The organism is Streptomyces sp. CA-250714, assembly GCF_050936705.1.
Taxonomy (GTDB): domain Bacteria; phylum Actinomycetota; class Actinomycetes; order Streptomycetales; family Streptomycetaceae; genus Streptomyces.
Window position 1 is genome coordinate 630207 of record NZ_JBNJMI010000001.1, and the last position, 14907, is coordinate 645113.

A 14907-nucleotide genomic window follows, 5' to 3' on the forward strand; every position below is an offset into this window, starting at 1 on the left:
CCGCGCCCCTTCGGGGCGCGTCCCCCTGCTGTGCTTGGGCACCCCATTGCGGGGTGCGCAAGATCCGCCGGACACGGCCCAGCCGAGAAGGTTGGGGGTGTGCGGGCGCGGTAGGTGAGCCCGGACGATGTCGCCCGCTCCTCCCTTGCCGGCAGCAACGGAAGGTCCGGCGAAATCCTTTGTTCGCTCATCAGTCATCACGGATATTCCAGGTCCGTTTCACAATCTTCACTGCCAGCTCGAACAAGGTGAGAGCGGTAACGAATCGGCGGGTTCTGTCGCTGAATGGGGTGCAGCCGGGGTCTTCTCCTGTGGGGGGTGGCGGCCCCGGCTGCATGTGTTTCTTGCGCGGGCGCGGTGCGGTTCACGAGCCGCCCCGGCTCTCGCCACCGGCCGTCCCGGGGCAAATCGACGGAGTGTGTACGCGCGACCCCCTTCCCGACACAGAGGACAATTCGGGTAGCGCTCCGCAGGTCACTGCGGTCGAAAGACCAGAAGAAAGAGGAGTACGGTCCGCCGCGCTCCTTCTGCGCAGCCGTCGGCTTCGCGCGCTGAACGGGCCTCTACGGCACAGCCTTTGCGGCGCCCTCGCCCCGTTCAGTGGCGTTTTCGTCCGCCTTCTTCTCGGGCTTCTCCTGCCGCTTTTGTGGCCCCTTGGAGGCCTTCTGGCGGCGCCCCTCCGCTGCTTTTCCGCGGCTTCATTCTGCGGACTCGGTGTTTCCGCGGCTGATTCAGGCCGAGCTTCCGTCGCTTTCTTCCGGGCCTCTCGTACTTCCCGTGCCTTCTTCTCGCCCTCGGCCGTTTCAGCCCTCTCGTCCTGGCCAGGCGTCGTCGGTGATGTCGCGGGCCGCGAATCCTCGGGCTTCGGTGAAGTGGTGGATTCGGGGGGTGGGGAGTGGCGCGTGCCGGGGGCGGGGCGGGAGGCCGGGGATTTGTCGGCGGACTCGAAGAGGGCGTATCCAACGGCGGCCGAGGCGGCGACGACAACGGCAGTGGAGACCGCGACGAGCGCGGCGGTGCGCCGGGGCTGCCGTCGGGCGGCCGACAGCTCGTCGGATCGGGCGGCGAGCGGTTCGGCCGGGGCCTCCTGGACAGTGGGGGTGCCGCCGCCCAGGTGCTCCGCCCTTAGACGCTCGGCGACCTGTGCCGCGGTCGGACGCGCGGTGGCGTCCTTGGCGAGCATCTCGAGGACCAGCGCGGACACCCCAGCGGATATCTCCGGGCGCGGTTGCCGGGGAGGAACGGGGGCAGCCTCGATGTGCTGAGCGGCCACAGCGGAGGCCTTCCCGGTGAACGGCGGCCTTCCGCAAAGCAGTTCATACAGCACGCAGCCCAGCCCGTACACGTCGGCCGCGGGAGCGGCGGAGGCGCCCATGCCGCACTCGGGTGCCAGGTAGGAGCTGGTTTCGAGCGAGTCCCCGCTGTCGGACGAAGCCGCATCGGCCTGGCCGGCGGCGCGGGCGAGCACGAAGTCCGCGACCTTCACACCGCTCTCGGCGAGCAGCAGATTGCCGGGCTCGACGTCGCCGTGCACGACCCCGGCGCTGTGTGCCGCCGCGAGGCCCGCTGCGGCCTGCCGCACGTACCGGCACGCCTCTTCCACCGGCAGCGGGCCGCCGGTCTCGGCCAGCTCAGCCCTGAGGCTGCGTCCGCGCACGAGCTCCATCACCAGGTAGCAGCGGCCCTGGTCCTGGCCGAAGTCGTAGACCGACAGAACATGCGGATGGTTCAGTACCGCGGCAGCCCATGCCTCTTGCCGGAAGCGTTCCACGGCCCCCGGGGCGGCGATCTCGTCCCGCAGCAGCTTGACGGCGACCTCTCGGCCCAGCGTGGTGTCCTCGGCGAGCCAGACCTCGCCCGTACCACCGCGGCCGAGTACCTCGACCAACCGATACTGCCCTGCCTCCAGCATGACTTCACACCGTTCTCTGCTCCGGAGCCGTACGCGTGACGGCTGACCGTACCGATCCGGACGCTGGCCTCGCCCCGGCCGGCGCCGTAGCTGCCCCTGCGGGTGGCCGTTCGACGGCGGCGCGCTCCCCCGCCCGCAGGACCCGGCGCGGGCGGGGCTCAACCTCGCCCGCGCCGGGGCGGATCCGCAAGCACGGGGGGAACCCGCGGATCCGGCTCGCCGATGACCAGTCGGCTCACCCTCCACAGCGTCACCGGTCCACTGATCGTCACACCCTCGCTGATCGGGGACCGGCGCCGACTCGTGCAGGATGTGGTCATGGAGCCTTCAGAAACCATTCAGACGCTTTGGGACCGCATACAGGCCCGGGACTGGGCAAGTGTCGGCGAGCTGCTGGCGAACGATGTGGTTGTGGAATGGCCGGTCAGTGGTGAACGCATCCGCGGCCGGCACAACTATGTACGCGTCAACGCCGAGTATCCGGAGGGGTGGTCGATCAAAGTCCTCCGGATCCTGTCGTCCGGAGACGAAGTCGTTTCCGAGGTCGAGGTGCCCCACGACACGATGGGCATCTTCCGGGTGGCGTCCTTCTGGACTGTCAACAACGGCCTGGTCACCAGCGGCCGCGAGTACTGGACGGAGCTGGGAGCGGACCCCTCTCCGGAATGGCGGGCTCCCTACGTCGAGCGCGTCTGAGGTCCCTCAGCTCATGCCCGCTGCCCTCACCGGCAGCGGGCCTAACGGGTCGCCACCACGACGTAACTGTTGCCGTACTGCCAGACCGGCCCGGCATGTGTGAACCCTGCCTGCCGCAGCAGTCGTACGTGTGTGGACAGGGGCAGTCCGGGTCCGGTTCCCGCGCCCATACCGTTCCGCGGCAGCTGGCGGCGGCGTTCGGCGAGGAGGTCGGCCAGTTCGGGGTCGTCGGCCACGGCCGCCCACCAGGAGTCCCAGTCCTCGTGGGCGCATGCCTGCTGCCGCTCCGCCTGGCGGCGGGCGATGTGGGCGACGATCCCGGCAGCCTGGGGGCTGCCCTCCGGCGGGAGGTGGTCGCCGTTGACGAGGACGCCGCCGGGGCGCAGCGCCTCGGCGAGCTGCTGGTACGTGCGCTGGAGAGTGTCCGGGGGGAGATAGTGGAGCGCGGTCGTGGAGACGGCGGCGTCCAGCGGGCGGTCCAGCCCCAGGGCCTGGATCCAGCCGGGCTCGCCGACGACTGCCTCGATGTAGCGGGCGGCGGCGCCGTGATGGGTGCGGGCCAGCTCCAGCAGCAGGGGGTCCATGTCCACGGCCACGATCTCCGCGTCCGGAAGCCGCCGGGCCAGCCGGGCTGCCAGTGATCCGGGGCCGCAGCCGAGGTCGAGTACGAGGGGCGTGGCCGCCCGGTCGGCCGTGATGTGCTCGACCACATCAGCGATCACGGTGAACCGCTCCTCGCGGCCGACGGCGTACCGCTGCTGCTGGCGCTCCCAGCGCTCCACCCACATCTCGGCCGTCGCCATGCTCAACCCCATCCGGCCGCGCCACCCTCGCCCTTGATACCTGTCTACCGGGGAACGCCCGCACCCTACAGGTGAAAACGGTTCCCATTCATGACTGGGAGGCGTGTCACCGGAGGGTGGCGAGCACGGACAACAACCGGTCGATTTCCTCAGGGGTGTTGTAGACGTGAACGCTGACCCGCACCGAGCCGGTGGACTCTCCCGCGCTGCCTTGGCAATGGTTGTCCGAGCGGACCATGAAGCCGTCGCTGAAGAGAATGAAGCCGAGGTCGCCGGAGGGGATGTCGCGGTGCCGGAAGGTGACGATGCCCTGCCGCTGCTGGACCGGTGAGTCGACGGCCAGGCTGAGGTGGCAGCCGAGTATCTCGTACGCGTCCAAGTGGCGCAGTCCTTCGGTGAGCCGGGCTGCCAGGGCCACTGTCCAGCGCTCGATCCGGTCGGTCCCGGCGGACTCCAGCCAGTCCAGCGCGGCGGCCAGCGAGGCGATTCCCGCGGTGTTCGGGGTGCCGCTCCACCCGCCGGGTGTGAAGGCGGGGCCGCGCGTCTGACGGGCCCAAACGGCTCCGGTGCCGGGCAGGGCCAGGGCCTTGTGCCCGGAGAAGACGACGAAATCCACATCCAGATCGGCCACGGACACCGGCAGATGACCGATGCTCTGCGCGGCGTCGAGACAAATGACCGCGTCCGGGCCGACCGCCTGGCGGATGCGGTGGATATTCATGTTCCCGCCGTAGACATGGTGTACGTGCGTGGTGGCGACGAACCGTATCCGGGGGCCGGCATGTGCGGCCAGCGCGTTGTGGTCGTAGTCGTACGACACGGGCTGGTACGGCATCTGCCGGATGCGGATGCGCACCCCCTGACCGGCCAGGAGCTGTTGTGTCTCCAGCCATGGCGCGATGTTGGCCTGGTGATCGGCGGCGGGGATGACGATCTCGTCCCCGTCGGTGAGATACGAGGTCAGCCAGTCGCGCGCGATCGTACGCAGTCCATCGGTTGTGCCGCTGGTGAAGTGCACGCCGGAGCGTTCCGGCGCCGGGTCGGCCAGGAACGCCTTGACGTGCTGCCGGGTCTCCTCCACCAGTTCCGTCGTCCGGTTGGCCCAGGTGTAGGTGCCGCGGCCGGCGTTGGCGTTGGCTGTGGTGAGGTAGGTCTGGACGGCGTCCAGCACTGTCTGCGGCTTCTGGGCGGTGGCCGCGCTGTCCAGGTAGGCGAGCTCCGGGTGCCCGGTAATGATCGGGAACTGGGCGCGCAGTTCGCGCTGCCAGTCCCGCAGGTCCTCCGGGAAGACCGTGCCGCTGTTCCGGGCCGATGTGGGGGCCATATCAGTCCCGTACCAGGGGCGCGCCCGCATCGCGCCAGGCGACGATGCCGCCGGCCAGGCTGCGGACGTCCGGGTGTCCCATCCGGGTCAGCAGCGCGGCGTACTGCGCTGACTTCTCGCCCACCGGGCAGGCCAGGAGCACTTGCCGGCTGCGGCTGAAGGGCAGGCCGCCCCGCAGGAGTTCACCGAACAGCTCGTCGACGATGTTGATCGACCCGTCGATGTGCAGCGCCGCGTACGCGAACGGACTGCGCAGGTCGACCACGAGCGGCCGGTCCGTGGCGATCCACTGCTGAGCCTCCGCCACGCTCACGGCCGGGGCGGCCCGCACTTCGGCGGCGGACAGGTCGGCCACCGAGTTCCTCCGGCAGGGCCGGCCCAGCAGGTCGGGGCGCTGCTGCCGGATGTAGCTCAGATAGCTCTCGACACGGTCGCAGACGATGAAGACGGCCGACCGGCGCTCCGCCAGTCCAGCGTCCATCTCGCGCAGGTGGCGGACCGCTCCGAAGTAGGCGGCCCCGCCGGTGGGTCCTGCCAGCATCCCGCAGCGGCGGATCAGGGTGAGCATGCCGTCGATGGCCTCGTCGGCACTCACCGTCCGGATCGTGTCGTACGTGTCCGGGTCGAACAGCCCGACTTCGTGGACCTCGTCGATGGTGCGGATGCCCGGGATGAAGTCGGACTTGGCCCCGACGAGGCCGACAACCTGGACCCGAGGGTCGTGCTCCCGTAGCACCCTGGCGACGCCGGTGGAGGAGCCGGCGGTGCCCACGCAGGCGATGAACCAGTCCGGGGCTCTGCCGTCGAGGTCCTTGACGATCTCCGGTCCCGTACCGGCGAGATGGGCCTCGGTGTTACGGGGGTTGAAGTACTGGTCGGTGTGCAGATAGGCGCTGCCTGACTCGGCGAGAGTGCGGTGGAAGAGGGTGAGCGGGTCGTCGGTGTTGGTCGGGTCGAGGCATTCGCTCTGGCCCGGCAGCTCCTCGATCTCCGCGCCCAGCAGCAGAAGCAGGTCCTTGAGCTCCGGCACCCGCATGCGGTTGGTGACGCTCTTGAACGTCAGGCCGTGCATCCCGGCGATGACCGCCAGCGCCTTGGCCGTGTTGCCGCTGGAGAGTTCGACGAGCTGGCTTGTGTGCTCCACCGCGTCGGCGAGGTGGGGGCGCGCCATGTTCCAGGCGGCCCGGTCCTTGACCGAGCCGAAGGGGTTGAGCATCTCCAGTTTGGCGAACAGGTCGATGTTCCGCAGACCGGTGACGGCCGGGTCGATGCGCACCAGGGGGGTGTTTCCTATGGCCTCGGTGATGCTGTCGTACCTCACTGGTGTCCCCCCGAGGGCATGGTCGGCCAGTACTGTTCGTCGAGGCTCCAGCGCCATGAGCCCCCGTCCTGCCAGGCGGCCACCTTGCGGGCGACCGGCTGGTGCTGTGCCCGGCTGGTGTGGAAGTCCATGCAGTAGCCGGCGGTGTTCACGAAGGCCAGCAGATCGCCCGGCTCCGGCCGGTGCGGCAGGAAGACCGTCCGCCGGGTGATCATGTCGCTCTCCAGGCAGAGACTGCCGAAGAGATGGACACCGACGGGTCCGGCACCGTTGCGGAATCCAGCGCCCTCCCTGGGAATGACGACGGGATCCATCAGCACCCCGTGCTCTTCGAGGGCCACGTCGTCGGCCTTCAGCGCCAGCCGTACCAGGAGATCACCGCCCGCGCCGGAATCACGTACCTCGAGGACGGTGGCCAGCGTGAGCCCGCACTGGTCCACCAGGGCCCGGCCGGGTTCGATGTGCAGGTCGTAAAGGTGCTCCAGCAGTAGCGTGGCCAGCGGCCGGCCCTCCAGCGAGGCGGCCGGGTGCGTCAGGAGTTCATCGAGGTAGCGCTCCCCGGCGACCGCCCGGTGGGAGGGGTACAGCCCCAGCGTTCCGCGCAGGGTGCCGCCCTCGTTGCGCAGCCCGTAACCGTGCCCCTGCCAGGTCAGGGGCGGACGCTTGCCCAGCACGGCACCGGTGAGCTCGGTGGTGTACCGCTCCCACTGCCCTTGGTCGGCGAGGTAGTTGATGCCGAATCCGCCGCCGATGTCCACGGCCCGCGGCCGCAGGCCACGGTTCCGGCACAGCTCCAGGATGTTCAGACAGCTCTCCAAGGCCGTGGCCTTCTCCGTGAGGCTGGTCGTGTCCACGTGGTAGGACACACCGACCAGTTCCACCGTGTCGCCGTGCCGTTCGACCGCCTCCAGCAGGCTGTCCGCTTCCCGTACGGGCGAGCCGAAGCGACTGCGCCGGCTGAGCACCCTGACGCCGGACGCCTCGAAGCCCGACAACCGCAGCAGTACGCGGGCTCGCGGGAGGGCGTGCTTGCGGACGAGGCCGGCGAGCTGGTCCAGTTCGCCGAGCGAGTCGACGCTGACGGTGACCCCGGCGCGAGCGGCCAGCCACAGGAATTCCGGGTTCTTGGGCCCGGTGGCCACGATCCGGTCCGACACGAAACCGGCGCCGAGCGCATGCTGTAACTCCCCCAGCGACGCCACGTCCACGCCCGCGACTGTTGCGGCGAGCCGCCGCAGCAGAGCACTGGACCGGTTGGCCTTGTGGGCGAAGAACACCTGGCCGGACAAGTGGTGCTTGCGGTAGACCGACCGGAACCGCTCCAGATTTTCCGCGATCTGCTCGGGCACGATCACATTGACCGGTGATCCCAGCGCGCCGGCGAGCATGCGCAAGAACGCGGGGGCCTTCAGCAGGGCTTGCAACCGGGGACCGAGCTGGGGTTCCAGATACAACGGCCTGCCCATGCGTGGTCCCTCCGCCCGAGAACGCCAAGGCCCGGCATGCCGAGCACGGCCGACACTTCCTCCTGCGGTTCGCCGTATAGCCCCTTTCCCCCACATGCGCGATTTACGCCCCAAGCCGGTGGTGCGGGGACGCGTTGCGCTCAGATGGGCACCCGGCAGGTTGCGGCTCCCGCCGCCGTGGCTCCATCCGCAGCCAGGGCCAAGGTCCACGCCGTGTCCGGCGGACCTTGGTCGGCCCTTTCCGTTGTTCCGGTATGGGGGTGCCCCTGTCCGACGCTTGCGGGCTGCGGATTCGTCGTGGCTGGTCGCGCAGTTCCCCGCGCCCCTGACGAGGCGTGCGTCCCCCTGCGTTGCGAAGTCCGGGTACGCAAGGTCCGCCGGGCACGCCCTGGGTTGGCCAGCGGCCCAGGAGAACATCGCCAGTCGCACGACCGATGAGTTCCGCCTCGTCGGGTCGTCTGCATGTTGGGGACTTCCCCTTCCGCGCCCTGCGGAGGCCCGAGATGAGATGACAAGGAGCGTGCACACCGTGGACCAGGAGAACGTGAGCGCCACCCTGACTGTTGCCGCGCCCGCCGCGAAGGTGTTCGCGGTGCTGGCAGATCCGACGACCCATTCCTCGATCGACGGCACGGGCTGGGTTCAGGCAGCTGTCGAGCGGGCGCCGCTGGCCGAGGTGGGGCAGATTTTCCGGATGGACATGTATCACGCCAACCACCCGGACGGTGACTACCAGGTGGCCAACAAGGTCCAGGTGCTCGACCCGCCGCGCGCCATCGGCTGGCTGACTGGGCAGGAGAAGGAGGACGGTCACCTGGAGTTCGGCGGCTGGAGCTGGCGTTACGACCTCGCGCCGCTCGGTCCGTCCGAGACCGAAGTCACGCTCATGTACGACTGGTCGGCGGTGCCGCAGTCCTTCCGGGAGTACATCCAGTTCCCGCCGTTCGGGCCCGAGCATCTCACCAACTCGCTGCACCACCTGGCCGAGCTTGCCGCACCGACGTCCCGGGCCTCGACGCCTGGCGGGAATCCGTAGCCGTCCGGCGCCGCTCTCACCCCACGTCGGCCTTACGACATCGTGCAGCCATCCGGCGGGGCTCCGTCCACTTCGCACGGAGCCCCGTTCGTCCTCTCAGCCGAACCGCAGGATGCGCGGGGCGAAGGTGCCCTCGGGGCCGTCGGCTCTGCCGACCGACCACACCGTTCCCGTGCCCGGTACCGGCGCCAGCCGCAGCGTCCTTGAGCGCCCCTCCCCGGACACCGCCGGTTCGCTGTGCTCGGTGAACGACTCTCCGTTCCAGGCAAGGAAATCCGGCCCGGGGACCCACGGCGGAGAGCTGCCCGGCGGGCCCCACTTCTGCGAGCGGGCCACCGAGACCCAGCCCAGCTCGCCGGACGTGGTGGGCGCCAGTGACGTGATTCCGCCGAAGTCGGTGGGCACGGTCACCCGGCTCCACTTTTCCCCGTCGAAGCGGACCAGCAGTGGCGGAATCGGCCGCCCCGGCGGGCCGCCGACGAACCCGGCGGTGCCACCCGCCCACACCTCCGTCGGCGAGACCGCCAGCACGCTGCCCACGGCCGACCGTGGGAACCCGTCGACGATCGTCTGCTCCCACGCCTGCCCGTTCCAGTGCGACACGGCCGCACCCGAGTTGGTCTCGCCCGCGGCCCAGACGTCGTCGGCCGCCTTGATGTGCAGGCCATACACGGCTCCGGGCGGCACCGGCATGTCCTGCCAGCCGCGCCCGTCCCGGCGCAGCAATACCTGCGCGCCGTCCCGCGAACCGATCAGCCAGGTCTCACCGCCGCCGGTGACGACTTTGGTCAGCACGACACCGCGCGGCGGGCGGCTCTCCTGCCAGGCGGTGCCGTCGTAGCGGAGCAGGCGGGCGCCGCCCGCCGAGTCGCGGCCGACCGCCCAGACCGCCTTCGCTGAGGTCCCCGCGATGGACAGCAGCTCTCCCTGCCAGCGGTTCCCGGGCAGGCTCTGGCGCTGCCAGGCGGTTCCGTCCCAGCGCAGCAACAGCGGGAAGCCCGGCGCCTCACGGCCGACGGCGTCGGCACCCACCGCCCACGCCCGGTCAGGGCCGAACGCCACGGCTTCGTTCAGCCCGGCCTGCGGGCGAACCTGGGCCGGGACCGGAACGTGTTGCCAGGACTGGGTTTCCGCCGCGGCCGGGGTCGTGACGGTCACGATGGTCATCGCGACGGCGAGGGCCGCGACGACAAGTCGGCGCACCATGGTCAGCCTCCCAGCCGCTCGCTCATCAGGTTCGGTTTCGAGCCGTAGATCTCGGCGGTCCCGAAGGACAGCAGTGCCGACCCGGCCTTCGCCAGTGCCCGCGGTTTGACGTCGATCGCGTCGCTGCGCTCCGGGCCGTAGGAGAAGGTGGTACGGCGGCCGTCCACCCGCGCGTACTTCGACTGGAACGCGCGGTCGCTGCGCACCGGCAGCCACAGCGCGCCGTCCGGTCCGCGCACCATCGCCTCGGTGTAGGTGTCGCCCAGCGGTGGGTAAGTGGTGCGCCAGGCACGCCCGTTCCAGGTCATCAGGTAGGTGCGAGCCACGCCGTCTGTGTACTGGCTGCCGCCGATCGTGACCCGGCCGGATGGTTCGAGCAGCATCGTGTGCACGTTGCTGCTCGACGGCAGCGGCACCTTCGCGTCCCGCCACACCGTGCCGTTCCAGCGCAGGATGGTGGTCCCGGTGTCGGTGTCCGCCCAAGCCCAGGCCTCGTCGGCAGTCCGCGCGGTGATCCCCATCAGGTACCGCACGCCGTCCGGGGTTGACTGGGTGGTCCAGCCGGAACCGTCGTAGTGCAACACCTTCAGCCCGGTGTCGTCCTCACCGACCACCCACGCGGCACCCGGTACCGCGGTGAAGTCCTGGTAGGTCCACAGAGTTTGCGGCAGCGGGACGGTACTCCACTCTCCCGCCGACCGGCGCAGGATCTCCCCCGCTCCCCCGCGGTTGTGGAAGATCCACACCTCGTCGCCGACGAACTGAACCTTGCCGATCCAGCCCAGCTCATCGGCGCCGGGGAAGGTCGTGTCCCGGCTCCACGCCGTGCCGTCCCACCGGTACAGCATCGGCCGCAGTCCATCGGCGGCGTGCTCGTACCCGGTCGCCCACGCCTCGCCCGGCCCGCGGGCGGCGAGATCGGAAACGGTCACCGGCGGGGCCGCCGCCGGCACCGGCAGCGCCGACCAACTCGGCGTCACAGCCGCGGCGGGTGACGCCAACGCGGCGCACATGATCACAAGGCAGATGATGACCGCACGGAGACTGTTCACGAGTCACGAGCCCCCCAAGAGCGTGAAGGTCGCACAGCATATTGGCGTTCACACACCGTGAACAGGCGGCATTCGGCCGATCGCGGCTGGGCGCAGTTCCTGTCGACGGGCAGCTGAGCTGGGGCGACGCTGATGGGCGTGTGGTCGGTGCCGTCGTACTTCGGCCGTACGCGAACGTTGCGCAGCCACCGCGGCGAGCGCTCTCGGTACGTACCGACGCTGACCGACCGGACGGTACGTCGTTCGCTCGCCGTACCGCTCCCTCCTCGTCGGCGATCGGAATCGCACAGTGGGTGCCCTGTGCCATCAAAGTTCGAGAGTGGAGGGGCACCTTCGGTCGGTTAAGAGGCCCACCATCGGGAATTGCCAGCCCCTCGTCTGATCGGCGGTCTACCGTACGGGCATGCCGCGCCGTGCCGCGCTCACATGAGGAGGATCCTGTGTCATCGCCCTGCGACCCCCAGTACGCTCCCGCCGGCGATGTGGGTACAGCGCTCATGGTGATCGACTCTCGGCTCAAAGCCATTTACGACGGCAGGACCGAGGCCGACCCCGAACAGAAGCGGCTGACCGACCAGTTCACCGCGTCCATGGGCGCCAAGGAATTCCATGACGTGGTGGACGGAACGTGCACGCTCATCTTCATGTTCATGAAGTGGCTGCGGATGGCCTACGAGGACCACGACAAGGACGTCATCGAGTACGTGGTGCCCAGCCTTGTGGCCACGATGCGCATGATGCCCAAGAGCGTCCGTCCCGAGGCGATCCCCACCATGGCGGGCCTGCTCGTCGCGGCCGGCACCGGTCTGAGCCCCAGCCTGTGGCGCAAGCAGTACGGAGACTGGACCACCGGCGAGATGAACCCCCTGGAAGCCACGGCCTTCCTGCTCGCGGAGCACATCAACCGACTCACCGACGACCGCGACTTCGCCACCCGGCTGATCAGCAAAGCGCTGTCGAGCTCGGACGAGGACTGACGTCGTCGGCCGGGCACCCGGAACCGGCCCGCACCACACGGAAACACTGGTCAGGTGATCGCCGATGACCGCTACGACCTGCCCGGCGCTCATGCCGCTCGAACTTCTGGGGGCTGTTGGGCCGGCCCGACTCCTGTCCGCACTGCGCTGCCCTGCCGTCAATCGGACGCCATGGTGCTAGCCGTTGACCCTGTGGTGGATGTCCAGGGTGAGCTGCAGGGCGTCCAACACGGTGTGCGGTGCGATCGTGTTCTCGCTCTCACCTCGCAGGCAGGCCAGTACGTGGTCGAGCATGTCGGTGTACTGGTCGGCAGGCGGCAGATCCAGCTCACGCGCGCCGTCTTCGGTGTAGGCGGTGACGGTGCCGGTCGGCTTGCCGTCGAAGCCCATCGTGGACGAGGCGTCCAGCACGCCGTGGGTGAAAGAGGCGGTGTACCCGCCGCGTGCCCCCCACGCCTTCGGCATCAGTGAGGAGACCGAATCGCGGGCGAACGCACCGTCGAACGTCAACGTGGCGTCGATCGCCGCCGAGTGCTCGTCGCGGGCCACTGTGGTGATGTCGAGGGCGTTCGGCTTGCCGAGAGCGCTGGTGATGAGGTCCATGTCGCTGTGCATCGCCTCGATCGGCAGCACCTCCAGGCCAAGGGAGAAACCCGGCCACAGGTGGGCCGTCAGGTTCCACAGAGTGAGCTGCTCCAGGCGGCCGTAGGTGCCGTCGCGGACGGCGTCGAGCAGTGTCCGGTTGGCGGGGATGAAGCGTTCGAACATGTCCACGAAGACCTGCCGGTCGCCGGCCTCGGCGGCCTCGGCCACGCGCCGGGCGTCGTCCACACTGTCCGCCAGCGGCAGCTCGACCAGGGCGTGCTTGCCCGCCTCCAGGGCACGCAGCACGTACGGTGCGTGCAGTTCGACCGGTAGGCAGATGTCCACCAGGTCGTAGTCGCCGTCGAACGCCTCGTCCGTGTTCGTGGAGGAGGCGAATCCGAACCGGTCGGCGGTCTTCACGGTCTTGTCGGCGTCCCGCCCGAACATGACCACTTCGACGTCCCCGCGCTGGGCGTAAACGGCGGCGTGCGCCTGAGCGAAGTTCGTCCCCAACAGTGCGATCTTCATCGTGTCCCGTCCTTCGATTTCTTGGCGTTGTTGGTGCTTCCGGTTCTGCTGGTTCTGCTGGTTCTGCTGGTGCTACGTCAGGCGATCCGGGTGGTGGCGGGGATGGAGAACAGGCCGAAGCGGTTGCCGCCTTGCGTGCTCTGGTTGACGCCCCACGGGGGACGTCACCTTGGAGTGGAAGCGGCGGAGGGCTGCTGCGCCCGCACCGGCAGCGACGTCTCGACGCTAAACGGCCAATAGGACAGCAAACGTCCTATTGGCAGGACACTCTGGAGGCATGCGTGACCCATCCGCCCGGCTGCTTCAGTTGCTCTCGCTGCTCCAGACCCCGCGCGAGTGGTCCGGCACCGAACTGGCCACCCGCCTCCGCGTCACCCCTCGCACCATCCGCCGCGACGTCGAGCGGCTGCGGGAGCTGGGCTATCCCGTGCAGGCCACGCACGGCAACACCGGCGGCTACCGGCTGGGATCGGGCACCGCCATGCCTCCACTGCTGCTGGACGACGAAGAGGCCCTGGCCATCGCGGTCGGCCTGCGCACTGCCACCGCCGCGCCCGTCACCGGCATCGCCGAAACCTCACTGCGCGCGCTCGCCAAGCTCGAACAAGTCCTCCCCGCGCGCCTCCGGCACCGCCTGACCGCGCTGACCGAGAGCGCCGTACCGCTCCACCAGGGCGAGGCCCCCTCCGCCGCTCCCGAGACGCTGGCCGCCCTGGCCTCGGCCTGCCGAGCAGGCGAGAAGCTCCGCTTCCAGTACCGCAAGGCCGAGGGTGACCTGACCCGCCGCCTGGTCGAACCGAAACAGATGGTCACCGCCGGCCGCCGCTGGTACCTGGTGGGGTTCGACCTCGACCGCGATGACTGGCGCACCTTCCGCCTCGACCGCATCGGCGACGTCTTCCCCACCGGCGTGCGCGTCCCGCCCCGCGATCTGCCCGACGGCATGGACGCCGCCACCTGGGTCGCCCGGTCGCTGAAGCGCGGCGGAACAGTTAGCGCCCGGCTCCTGCTCCACGCCCCCTACGAGGAGGCCCGCCGCATCGTCCCGTCCTGGCACGGCGACCTGGAACCGCACGACGACACCTCGTGCCTCCTGCTCACCAGCCCCGATTCCCCGCCCTACCTGGCCTACCGCGTCACCCAGCTCCCACTCGACTACACCCTGCTGGACCCACCCGAGCTGGCCCCGCACATGCGCGCCCTCGCCGAACGCACCACCCACGCCTTGTCCCGATTCCAGGAGCCGTGATCCCGCGCCGCAGGCACAGCGAGGGGCGCCGTACGCGTCGGCACATGAAGGCAGTGCGCTCCTTACGCGTGCCAGAGTGATCCCCCGTGATTCCCGTGCACGTGCCCGACACGCCGCCGCTCGTTTACGCCGACAGCTTCGACATACCGGTTCTCTTCCGCGACGGGCCCGCGGACAAGCCCCGCACGCAGTGGCGCACGGCCAAGCACGCACCATTCTTGCCCTGCGCTCCGCGCCCGCCTCGCTGTTGCGGACCGTGCCCGTGCCCGCCGACCGCGCCTCGCGCCGTCGGCGCACCGGACTGACGACGCCCTTGGAACGGGACGAACTTACCCAGGCCCTACGGGCGAGCGCCCGCGGCGCAGGGGCCCAGGCCGAGCAGCACATCCTTCGCGCGGGCGTTCGTTCGATGGGCCTGGACGACTTCCTCACCTGCCGCATCCCCGGGACCGAGGTCTACCTCGGCATGTCCCGCCACCTGTTCGCCGCTTGCGAGCGCCTGCATCAAGAGGACCTGGTCATCGCCCGGCGCACTCCAGGACTTCGTGCCGATGTCTGGCGGCGACCATTCGTGCCTGCGTCTGGCGGCGACCAGGAGTCGGGTCGCTGCGTACCCCAGCTCCTCTCGGCTGCTTGCCATACCGCAGGCGTGACCCGATCCTGATCGGGTTAGTGAACGGGCCCCCCTCAGGCCGTACGCTATACCGAACGACGACCAGCGAGAAGGGGGAGAACGTGGGCGTCTCCGAGGG

Annotated in this window: 12 protein-coding genes; 4 read left to right on the plus strand and 8 right to left on the minus strand. The window is 69.6% G+C overall.

What is annotated here, in order from left to right:
- Positions 1 to 364: 364 nt before the first annotated feature.
- Positions 365 to 1912, minus strand: a complete 1548-nt coding sequence (locus tag ACQEU8_RS03025) for a protein kinase domain-containing protein (protein ID WP_433096488.1) — start codon at positions 1910 to 1912, stop codon at positions 365 to 367.
- 222 nt (positions 1913 to 2134) lie between these two features.
- On the opposite strand from ACQEU8_RS03025, the gene ACQEU8_RS03030 reads away from it, so the two are divergent.
- A complete protein-coding gene (locus ACQEU8_RS03030) occupies positions 2135 to 2608 on the plus strand; it encodes a nuclear transport factor 2 family protein (protein ID WP_433096490.1) in 474 nt (157 codons plus the stop codon).
- Between the two features lie 41 nt (positions 2609 to 2649).
- On the opposite strand, the gene ACQEU8_RS03035 is transcribed toward ACQEU8_RS03030, so the two are convergent.
- From ACQEU8_RS03035 to ACQEU8_RS03050, 4 genes are all read right to left on the minus strand, one after another.
- Entirely contained in the window at positions 2650 to 3423 is a 774-nt protein-coding gene (locus ACQEU8_RS03035) for a methyltransferase domain-containing protein (RefSeq protein WP_433096492.1), read from the minus strand.
- Positions 3424 to 3517: 94 nt separating this feature from the next.
- On the minus strand, positions 3518 to 4735 hold the full coding sequence (locus ACQEU8_RS03040; RefSeq protein ID WP_433096494.1) for an aminotransferase class V-fold PLP-dependent enzyme: 1218 nt from the start codon (positions 4733 to 4735) through the stop codon (positions 3518 to 3520).
- 1 nt (position 4736) lies between these two features.
- On the minus strand, positions 4737 to 6056 hold the full coding sequence (locus tag ACQEU8_RS03045; RefSeq protein WP_433096496.1) for a pyridoxal-phosphate dependent enzyme: 1320 nt from the start codon (positions 6054 to 6056) through the stop codon (positions 4737 to 4739).
- The gene (locus ACQEU8_RS03050; protein ID WP_433096498.1) at positions 6053 to 7522 is read right to left on the minus strand and encodes a Y4yA family PLP-dependent enzyme; all 1470 of its coding nucleotides are present in this window, start codon (positions 7520 to 7522) and stop codon (positions 6053 to 6055) included. The genes ACQEU8_RS03045 and ACQEU8_RS03050 overlap by 4 nt, the downstream gene beginning before the upstream one ends.
- 529 nt (positions 7523 to 8051) lie before the next feature.
- On the opposite strand from ACQEU8_RS03050, the gene ACQEU8_RS03055 reads away from it, so the two are divergent.
- Positions 8052 to 8558: a polyketide cyclase gene (locus ACQEU8_RS03055; RefSeq protein ID WP_433096500.1), complete on the plus strand. Its 507-nt coding sequence runs from the start codon at positions 8052 to 8054 to the stop codon at positions 8556 to 8558.
- A gap of 96 nt (positions 8559 to 8654) precedes the next feature.
- Here the strand turns inward: ACQEU8_RS03055 and ACQEU8_RS03060 are convergent, their stop codons facing one another.
- Complete coding sequence (locus tag ACQEU8_RS03060) at positions 8655 to 9764, minus strand: hypothetical protein (RefSeq protein WP_433096502.1); 1110 nt, start codon at positions 9762 to 9764, stop codon at positions 8655 to 8657.
- Between the two features lie 2 nt (positions 9765 to 9766).
- On the minus strand, positions 9767 to 10816 hold the full coding sequence (locus tag ACQEU8_RS03065; protein WP_433096504.1) for a hypothetical protein: 1050 nt from the start codon (positions 10814 to 10816) through the stop codon (positions 9767 to 9769).
- A 440-nt stretch (positions 10817 to 11256) separates the two neighbouring features.
- Between ACQEU8_RS03065 and ACQEU8_RS03070 the strand changes: the two genes are divergently transcribed.
- Positions 11257 to 11793, plus strand: a complete 537-nt coding sequence (locus ACQEU8_RS03070) for a hypothetical protein (protein WP_433096506.1) — start codon at positions 11257 to 11259, stop codon at positions 11791 to 11793.
- Positions 11794 to 11970: 177 nt separating this feature from the next.
- Here the strand turns inward: ACQEU8_RS03070 and ACQEU8_RS03075 are convergent, their stop codons facing one another.
- Entirely contained in the window at positions 11971 to 12906 is a 936-nt protein-coding gene (locus ACQEU8_RS03075; protein ID WP_433096508.1) for a Gfo/Idh/MocA family protein, read from the minus strand.
- 277 nt (positions 12907 to 13183) lie between these two features.
- On the opposite strand from ACQEU8_RS03075, the gene ACQEU8_RS03080 reads away from it, so the two are divergent.
- Entirely contained in the window at positions 13184 to 14155 is a 972-nt protein-coding gene (locus ACQEU8_RS03080; RefSeq protein ID WP_433096510.1) for a helix-turn-helix transcriptional regulator, read from the plus strand.
- Positions 14156 to 14907: the final 752 nt, after the last annotated feature.